A 25,554-nucleotide genomic window follows, 5' to 3' on the forward strand; every position below is an offset into this window, starting at 1 on the left:
TTTTTTATAAAGAGTAAAATGAAACTAAATAGATATATTTTATAACTTTAACATAATAAAACCCAAATAAAAGTTCACAATATTGCCAAAAGTTAATAAATTTCCTATAATAATAGAAAAAAGAGGCAAAGATAAATGAAAGATGATAACAAAACATCCATATTTTTGATATTGCTAATTATTTAATTTTAAAAAAGAATTATTACAATCAAATTGTAGATAATCCTATTGAAAGCGGAGATCATAATAAATTACAACCAAAACATATTGAAGTAATTGATTATATTATGAATAAATGCGGAAGTGCATCTGATAGTCAATTGGTTGATAAAACATATTCAGAAATGCATTTTAAATGTTCTTATATCGAATCTGTTTGATATTTAAATGTTATTAAACCAGCAAATATTTGGGAATATTATTCCAAAGAAAACATATAAGTTAATTTTTGAATATGTGTTTTATTTCCTCATTACTGAAAAAGTCCTAATTAAGTATTTTTTTAAAAATAACCCTCAAGACTCTCAAAATATGAGGGTCTTTTTTTTATGAAAAAAATAAAAAACCGCTAAACTATTGAAAAAAAGCGTGAAAAAATATGATTCCAAATAATAATTTTTATCCCTAACAAAAGAATAAAAATTCACAAACTTTAATAATAATAGTATTATTATTAATCAGTGTTTTAGGAGGAGGTTTCACAGCTGATCGATTTAAAGACAAACTTATTCCAGAGAACATCCAAAATCGAAATAAAAAATCAAAAAAAACGATAACAAACAAGAGTCCGCAGATCCCAAATACATTCCAACGCCACACCAAGTTGTTGAAGCTGTAGGTATTTTAGGTCGCAAAGAAATTAAAGGTTATGACGAATCCAATCGTTTAAACACTATTACTGAATATAAAGATGATGACAAAACAATAGACAATGTGAAAGTTTATAATCCTGAAAAAGGGAAGCATTTTAAAACTGTAGATTTTTATAAAGGGTTAATTTTTGCAGTTTTCAATTACGATGTTAACACAAGAAACTATGAAAAAACAACTTATTATTGCAAAGAATCGATAAGTTCGGAATTTTTTCTACAATCCTCAAACAGAGAAACCAACAAAATACATATCTTATAATTCCAATGTTTCCATCTACTCCATAACAGAATATAACTTTTTAATAGGTACAGAAATCAAAACTACTTATTGCATCAAAGATGGAACAGTCAAAAGTGTAAAATAACATCAAACCTTATTCTTCTAAAAATATACAACAAAAGAACCATAAAAGGGTCTTTTTTTATTGACGATAATTAAATAATATTAGCAAAACGATCGAACAACAATAAAGCATCTTTTTGTAAATGATTTTGAATAATAAAATCTAAATTTAAAGGCCAATCGTTATATTTGATCGTTAATAAAACGCGATATAAGTTGTTTTTTTTAGGAATTAAAGGAATAGAAGGACCTAAAACTTTTATTTTATGATAAACATTGTTTTCTAAAATTGTTTTTAAATTATGAGCGATATTTAAGACATTATTAATAAACCTATGAGCTATCATTATTTTACTAACAAAAATGAAAGGCGGATTTTGGGAAGTATTTCTTTCTTGTAAATTGGTTTTTAAAAAATAATTGATATTATAGTTCACAGCACTCGTAATAGCGTAATGTTGAGTATCGTAACTTTGTACCATAACTTGTTTTTCTTGAGCGTGTTTGGCTATATGAGTTAATAATTGAAAGGTTTTTTCTGAAGCTTTAAAATGAGGAATATTTAATAAGATATCTGCCATAATGACACCCACTAAAGCGACATTAGAAAAATTGAAATTTTTAGCGATAATTTGAGTTCCTAATAAAATATCTATTTTATCTTTTTTAAAATTGTTTAATATTTTTTCATATTTTTTGACATTAGTAATAGTTTCTGAATCCATTCTCACTATTTTACTGTGTGGAAATTTATCTTGTAAAAAATCTTCCACATATTCAATACCTAAACTAACTTTTTTCATAGCTATTTCTGCACAAGACGGACATTTAGGAGTAAATTTTTCACTATATCCGCAAAAACTACATTTTAAAACTTTTTTAGAACGAAAAAAGTTAAACTTTGTTGACATTTAACACATTTAGGAACATAACTACAAAAACGACACAAAACAAAAGGAGAAAAACCTTTCGAATTAATAAATAAAATATTTTTACGATCATTTTCAATATTTTGTTCTAAAGTTTGAGTTAATTCTGTAGATAAAGGTGATAAATTCCCTTTTTTCAATTCTTCCCTCATATCAATTAGTTTCATCGTTTTAGCTTTATCATTTAATTTTAAAACTAACAATTCATATTGTTTCTTTTTAAAACGATAATAACTTTCTAAAGAAGGAGTAGGACTGCTTAAAATTAAAGGGATATTGTGGTAAAGACTTCTGATATGAGCCAATTCTTTAGAATCATAATTGGGTATTTTTTCTTTTTCTAATAAAGATTCGTCATGTTCTTGGTCAATAATGATAGTTCCTAAATTATTAAGAGGTGAAAAAACCGCCATCCTAGTGCCAATCACTAAATTAATTTTTTGTTCTTTAATGGCTTGATTTTGTTTGAAATTTTCTAAATGACTCATTTCTCCATTTAAAACGGATATCAGCAAATGAGGAAAAAAAGTTTTAATTTGAGCCACCAATTGTTTAATTAAAATAATTTCCGGCACCAAAAGAAGGATTTGTTTTTGGTTGGCTAAATTTTGTTCTATTAATTTTAAATAAAGGTGAGTCTTATCTAAATCATTGTCATAATATAATAAATAAGTTTGATGACGAAATAAATCGATTTTATCAAAAACAGCTTGTTGTTGAGAAGTTAAAACAATTTCTTTATTAACTATTTCTTCTAAAACATTTTTGTTTTCCTCTATAATAAAGGATTTTTTTTTACGAACAGTTTTTTTCATCATATTTTCGTAAGATAATTCTTTTAAATCATCTTTAGTCATAGTGATAATATCAATGATTTTTTGGTTTTTTAATTTTTGTAACTCCTTGTTTAAAGATTCTTTTTCTACCTTTAAAAGCCATTTATTTTTCTCTAAATAAGTTTTAATTTCAGAAGGAATTAATTCTTCTTGAAGAACAATTATTTTTGTAACATAAGGGACTAAAAGGCTTTTCGGGAAAATAGTTCTATAAACAGAAGATTTAAGCGTAAAAGGAATTTTTAAAATTTCATCAGCCAATAAAAACATTTCTTCATCGAAAAAAGGAGTTTTATCCAATAATTCAATAATGGGTTTTTTCGCGAATTTACTAGTGGATTTAATATTAACAATATAACCTAAACGGTGTGTATTTTGCTTACCAAAGGACACAATAGCTCTCATACCTTTTTTCACTAAAGGTTCTAATTCTGAAGGTATAACATAATCAAAACATTGATTTAACGAAGCGCTTTCTACATCTATAATAATTTCCGCAAACATCCTGAACCTCTTTTATTCTTTTTATATACAGATAATATATAATAAAAAAAGATAAATAATAAATATTTATCTTTTTTATTTATTTATGTCTTCTAAAAGTTTATCAATATGTTTGCCATAAACTAAAGATTGATCATATTTAAAAATTAAATTAGGAATTTTTTTAATATTTCTGATTTTTTTAGCTAATTCCATGCGAATTTCTTTTTTATGTTCTTCTAAAGCTTCAGCCGCTAAAGCCACAGTTTCTTCGTCATCTTTTAAAAGAGTATAATAAATATTACTAAAAGATAAATCTTTAGTTAAATCAACATCAGTGACATTGATATACCCTATTTGATCGTTTCTAACTATTTGATTAATTATAAAAACTATTTCTTTGTGAATTAAATTCGCTGTTCTTTCATTTGTAATACTCATATTAGTTACACTACTTTCTCCATTTTAGAGGATTCTATTATATCATCAACTTGAAAAGTGTTGAAATTATCTAAAACAATACCACATTCATGGCCTTGTTTGGCGCTATTGATATTATTTTTTAAATGTTTTAAAGAAATTATTTTGCCTTCGTAAATCACTTCCTTATTACGGATCACTTTCGCTAAAGAATTGTTAAAAATAGTTCCACTAGTAACATAACAACCCGCGACATAGCCAATAGAACTAATATAAAATATTTTTCTAACTTCAGCTTGACCCATCATTTTTTCTTCAAAAACAGGTTTTATTAATTTTTTCAAATCAATTTCAATATCTTCCATCATTTTATAAAGAATTTGATAAGTTTTAATTTCTACTTTAGAATCTTGAGCAAACTTAAGCAAATCATTATTTAAAGGAGTATTGAAATTGATTAATAAAGCTTCAAAAGTTTTAGCTAAATTGATATCATTAATAGTTACCATCCCTACAGAAGTTTTAATAAAATTAATTTTTACTTCTTCGGTAGACATTTGCCCTAAAGCTTTTTGAATCGCTTCAATACTTCCTTGAGTATCAGTTTTTAAAATGATGTTTAAAGTTTTAGTTTCGTTTTCATCTTCTAATTCAAAAATATTATCATTGTAAGTTGCCATTTCATCTAAAAGAGCGTATTTTTTTTCTTTCGCTAAATGTTGCCTTTCGTCTGCCATGCGTTTCGCGACTTTTTCATTCTGAACTAACATAAAATGATCGCCAGCTTGAGGCACTTGTTTTAAACCAGAAACTACTACTGGTTGCGAAGGAACTGCTTGTTTAAGACTTTTCTTTAAATCATCTTCTATAGAGCGTATTTTACCATAAGTTTCACCGGCAACAACCACATCACCGATTTTTAAAATTCCGTTAGTAAGAATTAAAGTAGCTAAAGGACCTTTATTTTTGATCAAACTAGCTTCTAAAATCGTTCCTTCGGCTTTTTTTGTTAAATCAGTTTGAATGTTTTTAATATCACTCATTAACAAAATCATTTCTAATAAGTTGTTTAAACCTTGTTTTTTAAGAGCCGACATTTCAATATAAGGAGTATTGCCGCCCCATTCTTCAGGTAATAAGCCATAATTAGATAATTCAGTCATAATGTTTTCTTTTTTATTGTTCAATTTATCGATTTTATTAATAACAACAATAATATCCACATTAGCCGCTTTTGCATGTTCTACAGATTCAATAGTTTGCGGTTTGACTCCGTCATCGCAAGCTACCACTAAAACACAAATATCAGTGATTTTAGCCCCTCTAGAACGCATTTGTGAAAAAGCTTCATGACCCGGACTATCGATAAAAGTTATTTTATTATCATTATAACTAATTTCATAAGCTCCGATATGTTGAGTAATCCCCCCAAATTCTTGGTCTACTACACGAGTTTGTCTGATAGAGTCTAATAAAGTTGTTTTGCCATGGTCCACATGTCCCATAATAGTCACAATAGGAGCCCTTTTAGTCAATTTAGTGTTCTCTTTTTTAGCTTTACCTTTTTTTTGATCTGAATCAACTTGAGGAGAATAAATGATTTTAAGGTTTAATTCTAATCCCAAAAGTTCAATAGTTTCTCGATCTAAGGTTTGATTAATATTAGTTGTAACACCCATTTGCAATATTTTTTTAATTAAAAAAATATTAGAAACTTGTAAGTGTTTAGCTAAATCTTGAACTGTGTGTTTAGGATTGAAAACATAACTTGTTACTCCAATAGTTTCGTTATCAGTCGCTTTTTCTTCTTTTGGATTTTTTTCTAAATTCATATTTTTCTGTTCTCCTTTAAATAGTATTTTTCTTCTCTTATCAATTTAACAAATCCCAAAGTTGTTTATAAATCTTTTCATCAACAAAAGATTTTAATTTTTTGTCTAAAAGTTTTTTTTGTTGAATTAACAAAAGATTTTCATTATTTAAAATAAAATAAGCACCTCTTCCGGTTAGTTTTTGTTCCAAATCAAGAGAAATAACACCTTGGTTGGAAATCGCTACACGAATTAACTCTTTTTTGGGTTTTTTTTGACGACTAGCGATGCAAGTTCTTAAAATATCTTTAGGTAAGAATGCTTTTTTCACCATAATGATGAAATCATTCTACTTTTTCTTGTTGGGATAAGGTTTGAATGTTAATATTCCATTTAGTCACCTGAGCGGCTAATTTAACGTTTTTGCCTAATTTACCAATTACTAAAGAGATTTGATCGTCAGCAACCACAACAGACGCTGTTTTATTTTTTTCGTTAATAGCGGTGATTTTAAGAATTTGAGCCGGTTGAAGAGAGTTAGTTATCAATTCTATCGGATCAGAACTCCATTGAAATAAATCAATCTTTTCGCCCTTTAAAATGTTAACCACACTTTTTATTCTACTTCCGCCTTCGCCGATGCAAGAACCAATAGGGTCTACTTTAGGATCAGTAGAAATTAAGCCTATTTTAATTCTGTCTGATGGTATACGCGCTATTCCCATAATTTTAATGATGTCCTCTTGCACTTCTGGAACAAATTCTTTTAATAATTCAACAACAAAATTAACATGGACTCTACTAACAAAAACTTTAGGCATTTTAGTAGTATTTTGAACTTCTGCGACAAAAACTAAAATTCTTTCGCCAATATGAAAATTATCATTAAGAAGGGTTTCTTTTTTAGATAATAAAGTATTTATTTCTTTTTCTAATTCTAAAGTGTAGAAATGATCGCTTTCCGCTATTACTTTACCGCTGATTAATTTGTTTTCATAATTTTTAAAAAAATTATAAATGGTTTCTCTTTTTTGTTTGATCAATTCTTCGTTAAATTTATTTTTAAAATCTTTGCTAGCATAAAAATTAAAATCTTTCGGATCAACTTCAATTTCGATAATATCTCCTACTTGTGCGTCTTCTTTTAATTTTTGCGCCTCCTCTAAATCAAGGCAACTATATTCGTTAGCGTTTAGCGTTTCTTCGTCGTTAGGATCAATTACTAAATATTGTTTATATAAAAAAATTTCATCATATTCTGGAGTAATTTCTGTACGACAACTTTTAACTTGGTAATTTTTTTTACAACCAGAAACTAAACTCTTTTCAAAAGATTGAATAGTCTGTTCACGAGTTATTTCGTATTCTTGCGATAATTGATCTATATTATTTAAAAATTCTTTATTTTTCAAAAAAAACCCTCCTTTTCTGAAATATTTTCCTTTGTAAATAGGAATAAAATTAAAAAAGTGATTATATAAAATAACCACTTAACAAGAAATATTATATATAATCTAAATTAACATTTTATTACTAATTATAGTGTATCATTTATTATATTAAAAAAACATAAAAAAATGAATTATTTATCAAAAATAACTCATTTACTCGGCCGAACCTTCAATAAAAGCAATTTTTGTTGTATTTTTTTGTTATGGTGTGGATAATGAGATTCGAACTCACACGAGAAAATTTCTCACATGTCCCTCAAACATGCGCGTATACCGTTCCGCCATATCCACACAAAAAAATAATAAAAATTAATTTATTATTTTTTATTCTAAAATAAACATATAAGGGCGCATTGTGTCGTCATTTTCTATTTTTTCAACTTCTAAAAAAGGATATTTATCTGTTAAAAAACCTTCTATTTGGTCTAAATGTTCTTGAGAAACTTTTTTATAATCATAAAAAATAGTTAAAAATTTATTGTCTGAATTAACCATTTTTTCTAATAAATATTGTGTTAATGTGTTTAAATCCAAATGATTATAAAGAATTTTTTCTTCTAAAATGGCTAAATAATTATCTTTATTATTTTTTAAAGATTCTAATATTTCCACAAAATGTTCTTCATTAATATTTAATGAATCTGTAGGAAATCGATTAGATTTTTTTAAATGAACTACTTCGCCAATTTTATTTTCTTTAATGTTTTGTTGCATATTAGCTAAATTATCTTTTAAAGAAGCTGTTTCATCAAAAGACAAAAGCGCGCTGTAACTTTCAGCTATGTTTTGTGTTTCTACTAAATTCACCTTTAAATCAGGATAAGCTTTTAAAGCTTTTTGTGCCGCTAATTTATTCTCTTTACCGTTAGTTAAAACTATAACATGAGAAGGTTTTAATTGTTTAAAAATTTTGCTAAATTCTTCAGAAGAAACTATTTTATTAGATTTATAGGATTTATCAATGATATAATTAACATTCATATCCGAAAAAATATTTTTGATTTCTTTGTTAGAAACAACCGATATTAAAGAATAACTCAATTGAGAAGCGTTATCAGAGTTTTTTTGTTTAACAACGTTTTCATTTTGTTCTTTCATGTTATCAACTTTACATCTTTTTAAAGTTCCGTACTGTAATAAATTAGTTAAAACATCGCCAGGCATATTAGTATGAATATGTATTTTAACTAAATTATTATTTTTTAATAAAATCAAAGAATCGCCAATTTCTAATAATTCTTTTCTTTTAGTTTCTAAAATAAAACCACTTTCAGGCCTTAATTGAACGATATATTCTGTACAATACATGTATTTTAGATTTTCTTCTACAACATGTTCGATATTATCAAAAAAATGAGCACCTTCGTTGAATGAATCATCTGTTTCCAACATTAATTCATCGTTTTCTAATATTTTTAACATACCTTCTAAAATACAAACAAAACCAACTCCACCACTATCAACAACATTAAATTTTTTTAAAACAGGTAGCAAATCGGTTGTTTTGTTTAAAGAAATTTTAGCATGTTTAATCATATATTTTAAAACATCTTTTAAAACTTTAAAACTCTTTTTCTTATGAGTCGCTTGGATAGATTCACGTAAAACAGTTAAAATAGTGCCTTCAACCGGTTCCATAACCGCTTCATAAGCTTTTTTATAACCATTCACAAAAGAGTCGATAAATTGTGAAATATCAATCGTATCTTTTTGAAAAACGTTAATTTGTTCGGAAATGCCTGAAAAAAACTGAGATAAAATAACTCCCGAATTTCCTTTGGAACTAATCAATAAAGCGTCAGATAAAACTTTAGACATTTTCACGATAGAGGGATCGTCAACAAGTTTTAGTTTTTCTATTCCTTCTACCATAGTCATTTGCATATTAGTCCCTGTATCTCCATCTGGAACAGGAAAAACATTTAAATTGTTTATTTTTTGATAATTATTTTTTAAATTAATAGCGCCATTAATTACCATTTTTTTAAATAAAATACCATCTATAATTTTGTGATCTATCATTATTTTAATCCTTTTTTACAATTAATATGTTTATTAGTGATAATAATTAGTTTTGGTTTTAAATTTATAAAATGTTTTTTATGATTCGTCGATCTATAATATTTATAGAAAACTTTTGGAAATGATTATAATTAATCGCTTTATAATCCATACCTGTGCAATTCTTATAAATTATAAAATATTTTTTAAAATATATTTAAAAAATAATGAAAAAACCCCTTTTAATTATAACATAATTAAAAGGGGAACTAATTATTTATCTCTCGTTATCGACTTTTTTAAAGCAAAACTGATGAAAATATTTTGTTAATTTTTTTAAAATATATTTTTGTGGTTTTTTAAACTCTTTTAATCTTTAATGATAAAAATTGTTGATGATGGTTTTTTAACGATTTAAAATGGGAAAAATCTTAAAAAGCCTTATTGAATAACAGATAAATCTTCATTCCTAGAAAAAAATCATTTTTACTATAATGCAAAAACGTTTGTAAGTTGTTTCATTATAGTAAATTTTCCAAGCCTTCTTTGTTAATGGTTTCTTTTTTTAATAATTCATGAGCTATTTGTTCTAATAAAGACTTATTTTCAACAATAATTTGACGCGCTTTTTCTAACGATTCATTCACTATTTTTTTAATTTCTACATCAACAGCTTGTTTATCCGAAAAAACGGAATCTTGCACAGGTCCTAAATCAGACATTCCTAATTTAGTGGCCATTTGAGCCGCTATTTTGGTAGCATATTTGAAATCGCTATAAGTTTCGTCAGATATATCGTTAAACATTAATTCTTCAGCCGCTCTACCACCTAAAAAAGTTGTAATTTGCACCAACATCCTGTTTTTAGAAGAAAAAAGAGTCTCTTTTTCGGGCATCATTAAATTATAACCACCTGCATTTCCACGCGGAATAATTTGTTGTTTTAATTTTTTAATAATTGGGCTGTTTTTCTCTTCTGCAGAAAGTAAAAAGTCCAATTCTTATTCCCCAAACAAAAGTTTGTTTTTGCTTTTGTTCTAAAATTTCTTTTAAATGCGTATATTTCAATAATTTTAAAAAACTAATAAATTGTATTTTAAAGATATTCACATTTCACCTTTTTGAATAAAATTATAACATAATAAAAGCAGATGTTTTGGGTTAGCTCAAAAGTTGAAAAAGAGTTCTAAATTATGCAAAAGGTTCTTTTTTCGTCGTTTAATTAACGAAAGAAAAAACATTATTTAAGCTTTAAAAATTTTTTTAAGAAGGTAAGGGGTTAAAAGAGGGATTAAAGCAGCCATAGTCCAAACCACGATTTGATAAGAAGAGATGTTTTTTTCTTTTGTTTCAGAAACTAAGGAAAGGTTCGGTTGAGGATCTATTTTCTTTGATGGATGAATTATGGTCTCTAATTTATTAACCTCGAAAAGGTTATTTTCTTGCAAAGAAGGCGGCAACACCAGAGGGATTGTTTCTTCTCTTTCAAAAGGTTGATCATTTTCTAAATCATGGATAATTTCTTCTAAAAGAGGCTTATTGGCTTGGATTAAAATTTTACTTTGTTCTTGAAAAAAATTTATAATCCCTAAATACTTCTCTTTATCTTCCTCTTGGGGAGTTATTTGAGCTAAAAAGCGCTTATATTCAGGTTTTTGATGTTTTTGCAAGTCTTTTATTAATCGTTGTACTTTCCGCAAATCTTCAGAAGCATGGAAACTTTGATATTTGTTATCTAATAGTGTTTGTTCTGCCATAGTACCGCTTAAAGAATAAAAAATTTGGTGAATTAAATTATCCGTTTGCCAAACAACATTTTTTCCTCCTTTTTCTGAATTTAACACAGTTAAACAATTATGACAAACTTTCGGCACCTCTGGAGGTTGTTTTTCTGCCTCTTTGTTTGATGAACCGCCTAGAGGAGAATTAAAAACCATTTCGACCAGAATATGACCGGCTTGATGAAATAATATATTTTTTTGATATATTGACCAAGATAATTCCGGATGAAGACAAGTCAGTTTCAGGAAATGCATGCTTTCTTGGATTTTTTCTAAAGTAACTTTTCTTTCCGACATTTGTTGGTTAGAAACAGACAATAAGTCTAAAAGATGTTCTAAATCTTGGTGCTCCCAATCTGCAGTATTATCGGCGATATAACGCATTAAAGTTAAATCATCCTCTAAAACTTTTTTACCCTTTATTTTGATAAATTTATATCTTTCGCCTAAATTCCATAAATTAAAAGGTATGTCAATGGCGAAAAGTTTCTCACATGTAGGAAACAAAGGTTTTTGCATCTTTTTGACTTGATTCACGTTGCCAATAATTAAAAAAGAACGTGTTTTTTGCATTTTTTTTAAAACAGTCAATAAACGGGTCATAAAAGGTTCTTCAGGTGGAAAAAGATCCATTTTATCAACGAACAAAATAGAACGTTCAGAAGGAATAAGACTAGCTAATTGGTTTAAATCAGAATCATCTTTCTTCTGTTGAAAACTTAAAAATAAAGCATCAACCGAAACATAATAAAAAGGTATTTTTAATTGTTTCGCTATCAATTCCACTAATTGTTGCTTATCATCAGTACGTTGGCCATATAACAAAATACCATCAGCAGGTAGAACCTCTGATTTAACAAAATGTTCTAAATAACGTAATAAAAGCTTTTTTTCTATTGTATGGTTGATAATATCTTTCTTCCAAGAGAAAGCACTTTCTTTAAAGGCGGCGGATCGGAAAACTACGATTTCTTGTATAGAATTTTCTAAAGATAAATTTTCTATATCTATTTCCTCAGTTTCTAAGGGAGAAAAAGTCTTATGCAGATAAACCCCTAAAACATCAGGATAAACAGAAGGAATCGTTTTTTCCATGTTTAAAATGTTGGCATTATAAGAAGGTTTAGCGGTGTTTATTTTAAAATTAGGGACTATGAATTGACGTTGGTTTAAATATTCTTGCATTTTAAAAGCGACGTTATCTAGAGGATTTAGATAAACATCTGTGATTTGGGGTACAGAAACTGGCAAAAATAAATTTTGATTTTTAGCTAAAAAAGCATTATAAGTAGGTAAAATGCGCTCTCTTACTTTTTGAGGTGACATAACAAGGTGAAAAATAACCGCATTATGGAGACGATATAAAGGAAAGACGATCCTTTCTAAATATTCTTGATAATTGTCCGTCGGAATACTAATTATAAATTTTTGCCAGTTTTGTTTGACCTCTTGAAATACAAGAGACACGACGGATACTACTTCTTCCGAAAAATCCAAGACCATTTCTGTTAATAAATGGTCTATATCAGGAATAATATCGTGGATATTTAACATCATTTCTGCAGTTTCTTGTTTAGAAAATAAAAAAGGTTTAGTTCTTCTTGTGCGTCTATTTTTGGGAATAAATTTGGTTTTTTTAATTTTAGAGAAAGATGATCTAATCTTGTTCATTGTAAAAAGTGCTCTAGAAATTGGCGCTCCCCTAAAAGAGAATGTTTTTTGGGGATGAAAAAAAAATAAAACACTCAGGCATAAAATCAATAATGTTTTGATAATGATGAATTTATTAAAATATAATCTTGAGGAATTGTTATTTGATGTGAGTTGATAAAACCTTTCTTTTTGAATAATAATTATATAAAACAATTATCCAATAATATTTTACCCTTTCCCCTTTTTATTTTTATCTGAAAATGATAAAAAAGAAAAACTTTATTAACGCTTATAAAAATTTTTTAAAGAGATTAGGTTATCTTTGGAGATGCTTTAAAATTTTTAATCCTGAAAAATTTTATTTTGGTAAAATAATCTTTTAAAAGGTATTTTTTTTAGTTTCACAAAGAGTCCAAAAAAGACTATTTAACAAGCGAATTAAACCTATTATCCCCTTTATAAGAGTTAAAAAAACACTGATAAATCATAAAAAAATAATTATTTCCAAAAATAAAAAACAGAAATCCTTTATAATAAGATTATAAGAAATTATTTAAAATATATTAAATGTTTTATAATTATAAGTGCGAACGATTAAAAGATATATTATAAAATTTTTAATATATAATTAATGTTTTGGAATAACTATAAATTATAAGGGTAAAAAAGTATGATTATAAAACTTTTTAATAAAAATATCTCATTTGTCAAATTACTTTTTATGATTTTAACGAATGTTTTTTATTATTTAACGATAAGTTTATTATTATACTTAATTTTGTTGAACATTTTAAATTATTTTTACCCCAAAAAAGCTTCTAAATTTTTATTTTTAAATATGTATTGGATCAATAGTGAAAGCATGCGGTCTGAAATTAATAAAAACGATATTATCATTGTGCAAAATTTAACGGAAAAAGATTGTTTTAATTTAAAAGCTACAGATAAAGACAAAAAAGGCGATGATATAGTTTTTTTTGTTGAGACAGAATTTCAAGAAGGACCGTTAAAAAAGATTCCTTTTGTCGTACACCGAGTAGTTAGCAACGACAAAGAAAATAAAAAATTAACTACTCGAGGCACCAATAACGAAGAAACCTTTGATTTTGAGGAAAATATTGATTATAACAACGCTTTATCAAAAGTCATCGTAGTTATACGTTTTGCTAGCATATGGAATTGTATGATGCACCCTGGTACTATTATTGCATTTCTGCTATTAGGTTTTTTGTTGATTGTTTTTTATTTAGAAGTTATTCAACCGAAAAAAAAAAAAGAAAAAAGCAAACCAAGAAATAACATCAGAAGGAATCAGCATCATAACATTATCCAGCTATATAAGGTGAAAAAATTTTAAAAATAGTAGGTTCTTATCATTTTACAATTAATCAAAAAATTTGAAGCGTTTTTAACTATTGAACGTAATTATTCCCCTTTAACGATTAAAAATTATATTCATGATGTGAAAGATTTTAAAACCTTTTTGACGTCTAAAAAGATATCTTTTGAGAGAGAAAGTCTTTCCCAGGAAAAACACGCTCGTTCTTTTGTGAGTTATCTTTCTTCACAAAAACTCAAAAACATCAGTATTATGAGGAAAATATCGGTTTTAAGGACTTTTTATAATTTTTTAATAGAAAGACATGGTTTTATCAATAACATTTTCAAAGCGATACCTATTAAAAAAATTCCCAAAAAACTACCTAAAATAATTTCTGAAGAAGATATTCAAACTTTATTAGATTCTATTGATTTATCAAAAGAACTTGATTATAGAAATTATTTAATCCTAGATTTACTTTATAGTTGTGGGTTAAGAGTGAGTGAGTTAATTAAGCTCAAAATAGAGGATATTTATTTTTCTAACACCCAACTTTTAATTTATGGTAAAGGGAGAAAAGTCCGTTATTTGCCTGTTCATGAATCTTTATTATCTATGCTAAAACATTATATTGCCAATATTAGGAATAAAATGATGACCAATAAAACTTTAAAACATGATTTTTTATTGGTTAATTATAAAGGAACTCCTTTAACCGAAAGAGGGATAAGAATGATTTTAAACGAATTATCATTAAAAACAGCAAATAAAATCAAGCTTTATCCGCATATGTTAAGACACGCGTTTGCCACTATTTTACTCAATAATGGCGCTGATTTAAGAGTAGTGCAAGAATTATTAGGTCATAATAGTTTAAAAACTACTCAAACTTATACTTTTGTATCCAATAATGTGTTAAAAAATAAATTTATTTCTAATCACCCCCGAAATAATTATAAAAAAAGAAAAAACCACATAAAAAAGGAGAATTATCAAATGAATAATAAGAAAAAATGTGTTTTCGAAGTAGTAAGCGCTTTTCAAAATCAACAAATTAATTTACCTCAAAGACAAACCAATTATAGTGCCGGTTATGACTTAGAGGCTGCGGAAAATATGGAAATTCCTTCCCAACAAGTCGTTTTAGTTCCTACTGGCGTTAAAGCTTCTTTTCCTAATCATCAAGTATTATTAATTTATGTGAGATCTTCTTTACCTTTAAAAAAAGGTTTAATGTTGGCTAATAACGTAGGCGTCATTGATAGCGATTATTATAATAATGAAAAAAACGAAGGACATATTTTTATCCCTTTATATAATTTTTCCGATCAAACGGTGATAATAGAAAAACACGAAAGAATCGCTCAAGGTCTTTTTCAAGATTTTTACGTAACTGATGATGATCATGCTAAAACCAAGAAAACGAGAAAAAGTGGCTTCGGTAGTACTAATGAAAAAAAGTTAAAGAAAACCAACATAATTAATGATAAAAAATAAAAATATATTAAAATAATATGTTAAAATATTTAAGTTAAAATCAAAAAATTATGAATAATAATAAATTATAATTTAATTTCTTAAATTTATTAAATTAAAAACGTTATTCATGTGAAAAAAATTTTACATCTCATTCTTCAAAATAAGTAAATTTAAAAAGGAGTACTCAGAATCATGGGTGTTGTTACAATAAAACAATTGTTAGAATCAGGAATTCATTTTGGTCACGCGGCTAAAAAATGTCATTACAAAATGAAACCATATTTATTTTCTTCCAACGATGGGGTTCCTATTGTTAGAAATAGAATTCACATTATCGATTTGAAAAAAACATTGGAAGCTGTTGAACATTCATACAAAAAGCTTGTACAAATAGCGGAAGAAGGAGGGAAAGTTTTATTCTTAGGAACTAAAAAACAAACCCAACACATTATTAAACAAGAAGCGCAAAGAGCTAATCAATATTATATTAACCAAAGATGGTTAGGCGGTACTTTCACTAATTTCCAAACTATTTTAACAAGAATTAATTATTTAAAAGAGTTATACAAACAAGAAGAAGATGGCGTATGGAAATTACTTTCTAAAAAAGAAGTAGCTACCTTAAAAAAACAAAGAGATAAGTTGGAAAAGTTTTTAGGCGGAATTAAAAACATGTCTCAATTGCCACAAGCTATTTATATCGTTGATGTGCAAAAAGATACTATAGCTATCGCTGAGGCGAGAAAATTAGGTATTAAAATTTTTGGAATCGTAGATAGTAACTGTGATCCTGATTCAGTAGATTACATCATTCCTGCTAATAATGATGCTATCAAAGGGGTAAAATTAATTACTTCTATCATCGCTGATGCAGCTATTGAAGGTAGCGGTTCTAACCAAGAAGCGCCTGTTGAAGAAACAACTGATGAATCTGGCGAAAAACCATCTGAATCAACACCGGAAACTGTTGATGTAGAAAAAACTCAAAATAACGATCAAAATGTAGAAAAAGAAAAAGTTTCTACTAATTAATTACAACTTTTAACAGACAAAATATTTTTTATAATCAATTAGTAAAAAAGATGTTTCTAAATAAACATCTTTTTTACTAAAAAAAACAATTTTACTTGTATTTCTTAATACAAAAGAAAGAAAAACTTAATAAAAATTTGGAGAACGAAAATGAAAATCACACTAGAAATGATTAAAGAATTAAGAAAAAAAACTCAATCAGGAATGATGAATTGTAAACAAGCTTTAGAACATACTCAAGGCGATGTGGACAAAGCTGTAGCTTATTTAAAAGAAAAAGGCATGATTACAGCTAACAAAAAAAAAGATAAAGTTTCAGCCGAAGGTTTAACTAATGTCGCTTTTAAAGGTAATAAAGCTGTTTTATTTGAACTTAACTCAGAAACTGATTTTGTTGCTAAAAACGAACACTTTATCACATTACTAGAACAACTGAAAAATAGTTTATTAGATGCTGATGCATCCGTTAAAACTGTGGAAGACTTTTTAAATTATCATTGGAACGGACAAAGAGTTAAAAACATTATTTTAGATAAAGCGGCTATTATTAAAGAACAAATCGTTTTAAAAAGAATTCAAACTGTTTATAAAAAAGATAACGAAAGTTTTGGACTTTACAAACATCAAGGAGGAAGAATTTCCGCTTTAGTGCATTTTGACAAACAAAACGAAGAAGCGCAAACACATATTCCTATCCATGTAGCTGGTTTTAACCCGAAATTTTTAAGTAAAGAAGCGGTTGACCCTAATTTTATTCAAACAAAAAAACAACTTTTTTTAGAAAAAACTATTAACGAAAAAGCGAAGCAAAATTTACCGAGTGGTTTATTAGATAAAATCGCTAGCGATCGTTTAAATAAAGTTTTAGAAGAAATTTGTTTATTAGAACAACCTTTTTACAACGATACTGACCAAAAAGTAAAAGAATTTTTACAAGCTAATCAAACTAACGTTATCGCTTATTACCGCTTTGAAGTAGGTGAAACAGCAAAAAAAAACGAGCAATAAACTAATATTTATTCATTTTCTAACTATAATAAAAAATAAAAAGCAGCAAAGGGGAATAAAATGTTTAAAAGAATTCTTTTAAAATTGAGCGGGGAAGCCTTAAAAGGAGACGATTTTAACATTAACCCACAAAAAGTTAAAAAAATTGCTGAAGAAATTAAAGAAATTAAAGACTTAGGTTTACAAATAGTTATTATTGTTGGTGCGGGAAATATCTGGCGCGGTCATATTGGTCAAGAATTAGGTATGGAACGTAGTCAATCAGACTATATGGGAATGTTAGGCACTATTATCAACTCTTTAGCTTTACAAGATGCTTTAGTCAATTTAGACATTCCAACTAGGGTTATGACGGCTTTTCATGTTATTGCTGTGGCTGAACCTTACATCAAAGGTAAAGCACTACGCCATTTAGAAAAAGGTCGTGTAGTTATTTTAGGCGCTGGGGTTGGTTCTCCTTACTTTTCCACCGATACCGCTGCTGCTTTAAGAGCAGCTGAATTAAATATAGACGTTATTTTAATGGCTAAAAACGGTATTGAGGGTGTTTATAATAAAGATCCTAAAAAACATAATGACGCTGTTTTAATTAAAAAAATAGAACATAAAAATGTTATCGCTCAAAGGTTAGATGTGATGGATATAACAGCCATTTCTTTATGTTGGGAAAATGGTATTGATATTTTTGTTTTTGATATGAACACCAAAGGTAATATCCAAAAAATAATTTTAAAAGAAAAAATAGGGACTATAATCACTTCTAAGGAGGAAAAATAAAATGTACGAAATGGCACAAGAAATTTTAACAGATTTAAAACAAAAAATGAATAATTCTAAAGACTCAATGTTGACGCAATTTTGCAACATTAGAACCGGGGTAGCTAACCCGAAAATATTAGATAAAATCACTATTAATTATTACGGCGCAGAAACGGTTTTAAAGCATATTAGTATGATTTCTATCGTAGAAGGAAGTCAAATTCATATTAAACCTTTTGACGCTACTTTAGTACCTAATATTAAAAAAGCTTTATTAGCTTCTGATTTAGGAATTACTCCACAAACAGATGGTGTTTCGATTAAATTAGTTTTCCCTCAACCTACAGAAGAAAAAAGAAAACTTTTAACTAAAGAAGTAGAAAAAATTTCTGAACAAACTAAAGTTATAGTAAGAAATTTACGTCGTTCCGGCAATGATAAAGTTAAAAAATTAAAATTAGCGGAAGATGAAGAAAACGCTTTATTAAAACAAATTCAAGACTTAAATAATCATTTTATTAAACTTTTAGAAACAGAAACTGTTAAAAAAAATAAAGAATTATTAAAAATTTAAAAAGAGACAATAAAAATATGTCATCTAAAAAAATTTATATCGGATTAGGGATGTTTTTAGCCGCTTTATCTTTTTTTGGTTTTTTTCTTTGCATCGATCATAACAAGGGAATAAATTCTTTTGCTTATATTAGTTTAGGAACAGTGCTTCTTTTTGTGTTCCATTCTTCTATAGAAATGTTAAAAGTGAATCATCAAAATACAAAATATTCCAAAAGGCACATGATCATCATTAGTTTATTAAGTATTTTTCTTTTTTTGTCTTTATTAGCGGTTATTGTTGGTTCTTTTAAGAGTAAACGTATTATTGATTCCCAAGAACAAACGCATTTAATCAGTTGTTTATCAAACTTTTCTGAATATACTTTATTTAGTTTATTCGGTTTAGCTTTCGCTTTATTTCTATATTTTCTTTTTAACTCTTCTTTTCATACTCAACATTTAACTCATGTATTGTTAATTTTTGCTTATATTAGTGTTTTTAGTGCTTCTTTTTTAAGTTTAATATTAATAAGCTACAAATGGTTTTTGTACTTGTTTTTCATCACTATTGCTAGCGATAGCTTCGCTTATTTTATTGGTAATTTATATGGCAAAAGGTTTTTATTTCCTAGCGTGAGTCCCAAAAAAACTTGGGAAGGTTTTTTAGGCGCCATAGTGGCGACTACTTTGTTAGCTGTTTTATTTTATAGCAGTTCTTTAAACGGTTATCAAGCAGTTATTTTTTTAGTGTTTTTCACTATTATTAATTCTATTATTGCTCAAATAGGCGATTTAATCGCTTCTAAATTTAAAAGAGACTATAAAATTAAAGATTTCAGCAATCTTTTTCCCGGTCACGGCGGTCTATTAGATCGTTTTGATTCTATTTTATTTTTATCTTTTTTTATTGTTTTAATTTTATTAAGCTTTTGGTCAAATTATGTTATCCAAAATATGCATGACATTTTTAAAATAAAGAAGTAAAATAAATATTTATCACAAAAAAGACTTCTTTTTTTGTAAAAGAAAAATAAAATGTTAATTTAGTTGATATTTTGTTATAATAAAAGTAATTGAGAAACATTTTTTACGATAGAAATATGATTTTTTTATTATTAATCAGAAATGTTTTATATAATGTTTTTTTTAAGAAAGAAAGGTATCCTACATAATGAGCAAATGTTATTACACAGGGAAAACAACTGTTTTCGGAAATAAACGTAGTCACGCAATGAACGCTTCTAGAAGAACGTGGAAAGCTAATTTGCAAAAAATTCGTATTATTGATGAAAAAGGCAAAGTTAAAAAAATTTATGTTTCTGCCCGCGCATTAAAAAAATTAAAAGTTGAAAGAGCTTAATTTATTTGAGTTCTTTACAAATCATTAATTATTAAAAAAAACTATTATTCGCTAATAGTCTTTTTTTTATTTATTGTTTTATCTTGTTCTTAGGCCTTATGAACGGTAAGGTCCTTTTTTTGTGCCTTTTTATTCGCGAAAAAACAAGAATCATGAAGCGGATATAAAAATAATAGAAAAAAATAGTAAACGATAGGAAATTTTATAAAGAGGATCAAAATAGAAGATTTTTTTGAAAAACAAATTAAAAGAATAAAATTTCATTTTTTCCACATACCCTTGTTTTTTTGTGTATAATAATTTTTCACAATTTAAAAAGTTAAATTATGAAAAATGATTTCCCAAATTAAGAAAGGTTAAAAAGAAATGAATTATAAAGAAGTTGTTCGGAAAAATAAAAAAATAATAAACTTTAGTAGGAATATTTCTGTTGGTTGTTGTGCTAATAGTTGGCATTATTTGTACGGCTAAATATTTTAGCAAAGATAATAAGGATGAAAATACTTCCTCAAGTACGGCTCCAACAACGACACAAACGCCAGACGCGCCTTACACCTCTCAAGAAGGTAATAACGTAGAAGCAACAAATGGCAAGGATAAAGGAACAGGCGCAAACCAACAAGAATCAGGATACCAAAGTATAATTTTAATTGGACACTAAAAGATAAAAAAGAACCCTTTTATTGGTTCTTTTTTATTATAGCAAAATTCAATAATTTATCGTTTGACAACTTGTTTAGAATTGATACAAGGTATTTTTTTCGTATTATCCTAAAGGACTTCATTTTATACCGAAGAAACTTTTTTATAAAGCATTTCTTGATAAATTTATGGTATAATTTTTGCCATTTAATAAAGTTATATCTATTATTGAATTTAATATGAAAGAGGCAAAAATGAGCAACGATAAAAATAAAAGCGAAATTTTAATGCAAAAAGTAGTTAAATCAGCTATTATCAATATAGTGATGACAACTTTAGTTTTAGTGTTTTTTTGTATAATGAAACTTTAAATTTAGTGGAAAGCATTAACAGATGAAACACCCCATTCTCAAAAAAATAAAAATTTTTAAATTTATTGTACCAACCAATCACTTATAATAAAGATTTATTCAGTTTGAAAAACACTCAATTATATTTATTATTTTATAGAATAAATATTTTCGCTTATATTATCTATTTAATAATTTATAAGGTTAAATTTGTTAAAGATTAAAAAACTCACAAAGATAATTGTAAAAAGCAAGTTTATTGTTAAAAAAACCTTCTAATGAGGATTTATATAAATTTTATGCCAAAAAAACCAATTGATGGATTAATTGGCTAAACATTTTTAACCTTATTTTAACATATGACCAATAATTTATTTGATCCTCTTTTCTAAAGAACAAATCAATCAAAAACAATCATTTTTCTTTTAACTTATCTAAAGTTTCTTTAGCTTCGTTTAAAAGATTATAAAAAACATGTGCTTTTTGATACATTTCTTCAATAAATTTAGGGTCTCTGTGGATTTCCTTAACCTTGCTACTCTGAAACGTTTGATACACTAAGAAAAAAGCTTTTTCTGTATCAGAACAAAAGAGTTGGGCTTGCACTTGAGCATAATAATACATAGGTATTTCGTTATTTAACAAAAACTTGCTCCAAGAAGGACTATTATAAGAAATAGGACATTTAATTTCTAAAATGCTGTTAGATTCTTGATGCCAACCATCTAAAGAAGCAGACATAAAATCTTTAATAAACACAGCAGGGACGAATTCCATATTGTTAACTTCGTTAAAAAAATTTCTCGCTTCTGGTTCTAAACGTCTGCCATGACGCATAGCATTATTGTCTTCGATCTTTTCTTTAAAAAGTTTTCTTTTAAAAAGCGCTTGTTTAGTTTCAAACGGATTTAACCCCATAATAGCAGCAACTTCTGAAGCGTTAATATAGTTGCTTCTATGTTTATGCCATGCTTCAGAATTTTGTTCTAAATTAATCATTTGATTTGATTCTGATTTAGTAAATTTCATAACAAACAAACCTTTCTTGCTAACAATTATCAAGTTGTTAAGAGAATGAATTAAAGATGAGGTAAAAACAGTTTTTTAACGTTTTGAGTAGTTTGTTCAGCTACTTCTTCTAAAGTAATGTTTCTTAAACTAGCTATTTTTTCGGCTACTAATTTCACCAAAGCGGGTTCGTTTCTGTGAGATTTTTTTCCCCGGAGAAGGAGTTAAAAAAGGCGAATCAGTTTCTAATAAGATTTTGTCTAAAGGGAGTTGTTTCGCTAAAATATGAACTTTCAAAGCTTTTTCATATGTCACAATCCCACCAATGCCTACGTAAAAACCTAAATCGATCGCTCTTTGGGCTGCTTCCAAATCAGTTACTAAAGAATGGAAAACGCCTCTAATTTTGTTTTTATAAGGTAACAATATTTCATATATTTCTTCAAAAGAAGAACGAGCGTGCAAAATGATGGGTAAATCATATTTAATCGCTAATTTAACTTGAATTTGTAAAGTTTGTTGTTGTAATGGCAAGGTTTTTTGTTCATGATATAAATCAATACCAATTTCACCCACAGCCACGACTTGAGGAAGTTTTAAATATTTTTCAATAGTGAAAGGATCTTCATTAGTCACATAAGACGGATGAATCCCCACAGCGACTTTGATTTCAGGGTTTTGAAGGGCTAATTCAATGGCTTTTTCGTTCGTTTTCTGATCTAAACCAGGAACAATAAAATATTGAACATCGTTTTTTACAGCCCTATTTATAACATCTTTTAAATCTTTAGAATAATCATCTAAATTAAGATGAGCGTGAGTATCAATTAACATTTTTTATTTCTCTTTTTAATCATAATATTTGGTTATTCAATAATAAATTTTATCATTAAAATTAGAAAAAAATAACTCATAAAAATGGGTTATTTTTTTCATTAAAAAGTATTATTTTTACATATGGATTGGTTTATCAATCGCGCCTAAAAAAGTTTCTAAAGTTAATTCAGATAAAGTTGGATGTGGGTGAATAGCGTGAACAACATCATGAGCTGTTCCTTCTAATTCCATAGTTACGCCAATTTCAATAATTAATTCAGTAGCATTATAAGAGAAAATATGCATTCCTAAAACTTTAAGATCTTTTTTATCAACGATTAATTTAGCAAAACCATCTGTTTCACCGTCAGCTAAAGCTTTACCGATCGCTTTAACAGGAACTTTAGACACTTTATATTCAATGTCTTTAACTTTCACTCGTTCTTCAGTCCAACCGATAGTGGCGATTTCAGGGAAACCGTAAACACAGGAAGGCACGCGATCGTAATTCATTGGTTTTAAATGAGCGTCAGCTTCTAAAGCATGAGTAACAGCGATAATTCCTTCATGGCTCGATACGTGGGCTAACATATATTTACCGTTAACATCGCCAATAGCGTAAACGTCTTCTAAAGAAGTTTTTAAAAAGCCGTCTGTCATAACTCCTGTTCTGTCGGTTTGTAAATTCAGCTTTTCTATCCCTTTTAAATTAGGTTTAGTTCCGGTTGCCATTAAAACAACATCAGCTTCTTCCACGTGTGTTTTGTTTTCATAAATGTAATGCACTTTATTATTATCGATTTCCACTACTGCAGCTTCAGTTAAAATTTTAATTTGGTTGCTTTTTAATTTTTTAGTGTAAGCATCAACAATATCTTTATCCATAACATTTAAGATAGAGTTCGCTCTTTCTAAAATAATTACTTCAGCGCCGAATTTATTAAAAATAGTCGCAAACTCTACACCGATAACTCCGCCACCAATAATAACTAATTTTTTCGGAAATTTTTCCAATTGAACTAATTCTTTACTTGTGTATAAGTATTTATTTTCGTATGCTTCTTTAGCACCTTTAATCGGAGGAATAAACGCGCTCGCTCCCGTAGCAATAATAAGTTTTTTAGTTTCTAAAACTTTATCGCCTACTTGAACTTGATGAGCTGATAACGCATCGGCAAATCCATTATAAACATCAATTTTATTTTTTTTCATTAAGAAAGAAATGCCGTTAGTTAATTGTTTAACTATTTTGTTTTTACGTTCTAATACAGAAGTCCAATTCACTTCTACGTCTGTATTGGTTTCGATACCGTATTCTTTAGAATGTTTTAAAAGGTCAAAAATTTTAGCGCTTTTTAAAAAAGCTTTAGTTGGTATACAACCGTAATTTAAACAAATTCCGCCTAATTTATGGTCTTCTACTAAAGCAACTTTAGCTCCCATTTGAGATGCTTTAATAGCTGAGATATAACCACCAGGTCCTCCGCCAATAATTAAAATATCATATCTTTCCATCAATTTACTTCTCTTTTTTATAATTCAGTCAAAAAATAATTTCCCTCTTTATAAAGCAGTGAAATCATTTTCTAAAGTTTTAACATCGTTTAATAATTCTTTAATTTTTTGCAATAATCTTCCGCCATCAGCACCATCGATAATACGGTGATCGATCGTTAAAGATAGAGGCAACATATCAGCTACAACAATTTCGCCTTTTTTAACTATTGGTTTTTTAACTATTTTACCAATACCAAGAATAGCTAATTCCGGATGATTAATAATTGGCGTACCGTAAGCAATATCAATGGCCCCAAAATTACTTAAAGTAAAAGTACCTTTTTGCAATTGAGACAATTGTAATTTTCTTCCCACTGTGTTAACAGATAAAGTGTGGATTTCTTTCGCTAATTCTAAAACACTTAAATTATCAACGTTTTTAATATTAGGAACAATTAATCCATCTTTAGTGTCAATAGCGATTCCTAAGTTAATATAGTTTTTAATGATTAATTCTTCTTTTTCATCATCAAAACTAGCGTTAAAAACAGGATATTCTTTTAAAGATAAAACAACCGCTTTAGCGATAAAAGCCATATAAGTTAATTTAATGCCTTTTTCTTGAGCTAATGGTTTCATTTGAGTTCTTAAAGCTACTAAATTAGTAATATCCACTTCATCCATTAAAGTTACTTCAGGAATAACTGTTTTGGAAATGCTCATTTTTTTAGCAATTATTTTTCTTAAACGAGAAATTTTTTGAATTTTTACGTCTTCTATGTTATTATTAGTATTTGTGTTGTTTGCTACAGTTTCTTTTGTAGGGTTTAAAACATTGTCGTTATTATTTGTCATTTTTAAAACGTCCTTTTTTTATTTAAATTATTTTTCTTCAATAACAGCTAAAACATCTCCAACGTTAACATTTTCGCCCTCTTGGTGACCTATTTTAGTAATAGTACCAGTTTTAGGGGAAGTTATGTCAGCTTGTAATTTATCAGTTTCAACAATTACTAAAACATCGCCTTCTTTAACTTGGTCTCCAACTTTGCAGTTCCAAGTTAAAATGGTTCCTTCGTTAATCCCTTCACCTATATCAGCAAATTTTAATTCATACATATTATTACCCTCATTCATTTGTTTAAAT

22 protein-coding genes, 1 tRNA gene and 2 pseudogenes are annotated in these 25,554 nt (G+C 27.6%); 10 read left to right on the forward strand and 15 right to left on the reverse strand.

The genetic code is table 11. The features are described from left to right. Positions 1–1,099 precede the first annotated feature (1,099 nt). Positions 1,100–1,237, forward strand: a pseudogene (locus CPX_RS03540) (DUF2963 domain-containing protein); the annotation flags it as partial. Between the two features lie 70 nt (positions 1,238–1,307). Here CPX_RS03540 and CPX_RS03145 read toward each other — a convergent pair. The 10 genes from CPX_RS03145 to CPX_RS00045 form a co-directional block, all read right to left on the reverse strand. Beyond that, entirely contained in the window at positions 1,308–2,126 is an 819-nt protein-coding gene (locus tag CPX_RS03145) for a primosomal protein N' (RefSeq protein WP_235443156.1), read from the reverse strand. Continuing rightward, the gene (locus CPX_RS03150; RefSeq protein WP_235443157.1) at positions 2,084–3,484 is read right to left on the reverse strand and encodes a primosomal protein N' family DNA-binding protein; all 1,401 of its coding nucleotides are present in this window, start codon (positions 3,482–3,484) and stop codon (positions 2,084–2,086) included. Before CPX_RS03150 ends, CPX_RS03145 begins: the two co-directional genes overlap by 43 nt. Positions 3,485–3,559: 75 nt before the next feature. Beyond that, entirely contained in the window at positions 3,560–3,904 is a 345-nt protein-coding gene (gene rbfA / locus CPX_RS00010) for a 30S ribosome-binding factor RbfA (RefSeq protein WP_053521232.1), read from the reverse strand. Between the two features lie 5 nt (positions 3,905–3,909). Then, on the reverse strand, positions 3,910–5,715 hold the full coding sequence (gene infB, locus CPX_RS00015; RefSeq protein WP_053521233.1) for a translation initiation factor IF-2: 1,806 nt from the start codon (positions 5,713–5,715) through the stop codon (positions 3,910–3,912). A gap of 40 nt (positions 5,716–5,755) precedes the next feature. Next, complete coding sequence (locus tag CPX_RS00020) at positions 5,756–6,028, reverse strand: YlxR family protein (protein ID WP_053521234.1); 273 nt, start codon at positions 6,026–6,028, stop codon at positions 5,756–5,758. 10 nt (positions 6,029–6,038) lie between these two features. After that, positions 6,039–7,106: a transcription termination factor NusA gene (gene nusA / locus CPX_RS00025; RefSeq protein ID WP_053521297.1), complete on the reverse strand. Its 1,068-nt coding sequence runs from the start codon at positions 7,104–7,106 to the stop codon at positions 6,039–6,041. 243 nt (positions 7,107–7,349) lie between these two features. Then, positions 7,350–7,436 (reverse strand) — tRNA-Leu (locus CPX_RS00030). Positions 7,437–7,469: 33 nt separating this feature from the next. Next, positions 7,470–9,167, reverse strand: a complete 1,698-nt coding sequence (locus tag CPX_RS00035; protein ID WP_053521235.1) for a DAK2 domain-containing protein — start codon at positions 9,165–9,167, stop codon at positions 7,470–7,472. A gap of 500 nt (positions 9,168–9,667) precedes the next feature. Continuing rightward, positions 9,668–10,144: an ATP-dependent metallopeptidase FtsH/Yme1/Tma family protein gene (locus CPX_RS00040; RefSeq protein ID WP_053521236.1), complete on the reverse strand. Its 477-nt coding sequence runs from the start codon at positions 10,142–10,144 to the stop codon at positions 9,668–9,670. A 246-nt stretch (positions 10,145–10,390) separates the two neighbouring features. Then, on the reverse strand, positions 10,391–12,598 hold the full coding sequence (locus CPX_RS00045; RefSeq protein WP_053521237.1) for an AAA family ATPase: 2,208 nt from the start codon (positions 12,596–12,598) through the stop codon (positions 10,391–10,393). 844 nt (positions 12,599–13,442) lie between these two features. Between CPX_RS00045 and CPX_RS00050 the strand changes: the two genes are divergently transcribed. The 9 genes from CPX_RS00050 (at position 13,443) to CPX_RS00095 (ending at position 20,755) form a co-directional block, all read left to right on the forward strand. Next, positions 13,443–13,937, forward strand: coding sequence for a S26 family signal peptidase (locus tag CPX_RS00050; protein ID WP_235443158.1), 495 nt, complete (start codon positions 13,443–13,445; stop codon positions 13,935–13,937). 84 nt (positions 13,938–14,021) lie between these two features. Further along, the gene (gene dut, locus CPX_RS03545) at positions 14,022–15,398 is read left to right on the forward strand and encodes a dUTP diphosphatase (protein WP_420885266.1); all 1,377 of its coding nucleotides are present in this window, start codon (positions 14,022–14,024) and stop codon (positions 15,396–15,398) included. A 174-nt stretch (positions 15,399–15,572) separates the two neighbouring features. Further along, positions 15,573–16,412 carry a 30S ribosomal protein S2 gene (gene rpsB, locus CPX_RS00065; protein WP_053521240.1) on the forward strand — a complete coding sequence of 280 codons (840 nt, stop codon included), beginning with the start codon at positions 15,573–15,575 and terminating at the stop codon, positions 16,410–16,412. Between the two features lie 150 nt (positions 16,413–16,562). Beyond that, positions 16,563–17,420: a translation elongation factor Ts gene (tsf, locus tag CPX_RS00070; protein WP_053521241.1), complete on the forward strand. Its 858-nt coding sequence runs from the start codon at positions 16,563–16,565 to the stop codon at positions 17,418–17,420. Positions 17,421–17,480: 60 nt separating this feature from the next. After that, the gene (pyrH, locus tag CPX_RS00075; RefSeq protein WP_053521242.1) at positions 17,481–18,197 is read left to right on the forward strand and encodes a UMP kinase; all 717 of its coding nucleotides are present in this window, start codon (positions 17,481–17,483) and stop codon (positions 18,195–18,197) included. 1 nt (position 18,198) lies between these two features. After that, entirely contained in the window at positions 18,199–18,753 is a 555-nt protein-coding gene (gene frr, locus CPX_RS00080) for a ribosome recycling factor (RefSeq protein WP_053521243.1), read from the forward strand. Positions 18,754–18,770: 17 nt separating this feature from the next. Next, on the forward strand, positions 18,771–19,718 hold the full coding sequence (locus CPX_RS00085) for a phosphatidate cytidylyltransferase (RefSeq protein WP_053521244.1): 948 nt from the start codon (positions 18,771–18,773) through the stop codon (positions 19,716–19,718). A 187-nt stretch (positions 19,719–19,905) separates the two neighbouring features. Then, positions 19,906–20,094: a 50S ribosomal protein L28 gene (gene rpmB, locus CPX_RS00090; protein WP_017191542.1), complete on the forward strand. Its 189-nt coding sequence runs from the start codon at positions 19,906–19,908 to the stop codon at positions 20,092–20,094. A gap of 430 nt (positions 20,095–20,524) precedes the next feature. Then, positions 20,525–20,755 carry a hypothetical protein gene (locus CPX_RS00095; protein WP_053521245.1) on the forward strand — a complete coding sequence of 77 codons (231 nt, stop codon included), beginning with the start codon at positions 20,525–20,527 and terminating at the stop codon, positions 20,753–20,755. A 745-nt stretch (positions 20,756–21,500) separates the two neighbouring features. Here the strand turns inward: CPX_RS00095 and CPX_RS00100 are convergent. From CPX_RS00100 to CPX_RS03155, 5 genes and pseudogenes are all read right to left on the reverse strand, one after another. Beyond that, a complete protein-coding gene (locus CPX_RS00100) occupies positions 21,501–22,115 on the reverse strand; it encodes a lambda-exonuclease family protein (RefSeq protein ID WP_053521246.1) in 615 nt (204 codons plus the stop codon). 50 nt (positions 22,116–22,165) lie between these two features. Continuing rightward, a pseudogene (locus CPX_RS00105) lies at positions 22,166–22,928 on the reverse strand (TatD family hydrolase). Positions 22,929–23,045: 117 nt separating this feature from the next. After that, positions 23,046–24,425 carry a dihydrolipoyl dehydrogenase gene (lpdA, locus tag CPX_RS00110; protein ID WP_053521247.1) on the reverse strand — a complete coding sequence of 460 codons (1,380 nt, stop codon included), beginning with the start codon at positions 24,423–24,425 and terminating at the stop codon, positions 23,046–23,048. A 48-nt stretch (positions 24,426–24,473) separates the two neighbouring features. Next, positions 24,474–25,262, reverse strand: a complete 789-nt coding sequence (locus CPX_RS00115) for a dihydrolipoamide acetyltransferase family protein (protein WP_053521248.1) — start codon at positions 25,260–25,262, stop codon at positions 24,474–24,476. A gap of 27 nt (positions 25,263–25,289) precedes the next feature. Next, entirely contained in the window at positions 25,290–25,526 is a 237-nt protein-coding gene (locus CPX_RS03155; protein WP_053521249.1) for a biotin/lipoyl-containing protein, read from the reverse strand. Positions 25,527–25,554: the final 28 nt, after the last annotated feature.

Origin of the sequence: Candidatus Phytoplasma pruni (assembly GCF_001277135.1) — a bacterium.
GTDB classification, from domain to species: Bacteria; Bacillota_I; Bacilli_A; order Acholeplasmatales; family Acholeplasmataceae; genus Phytoplasma; species Phytoplasma pruni.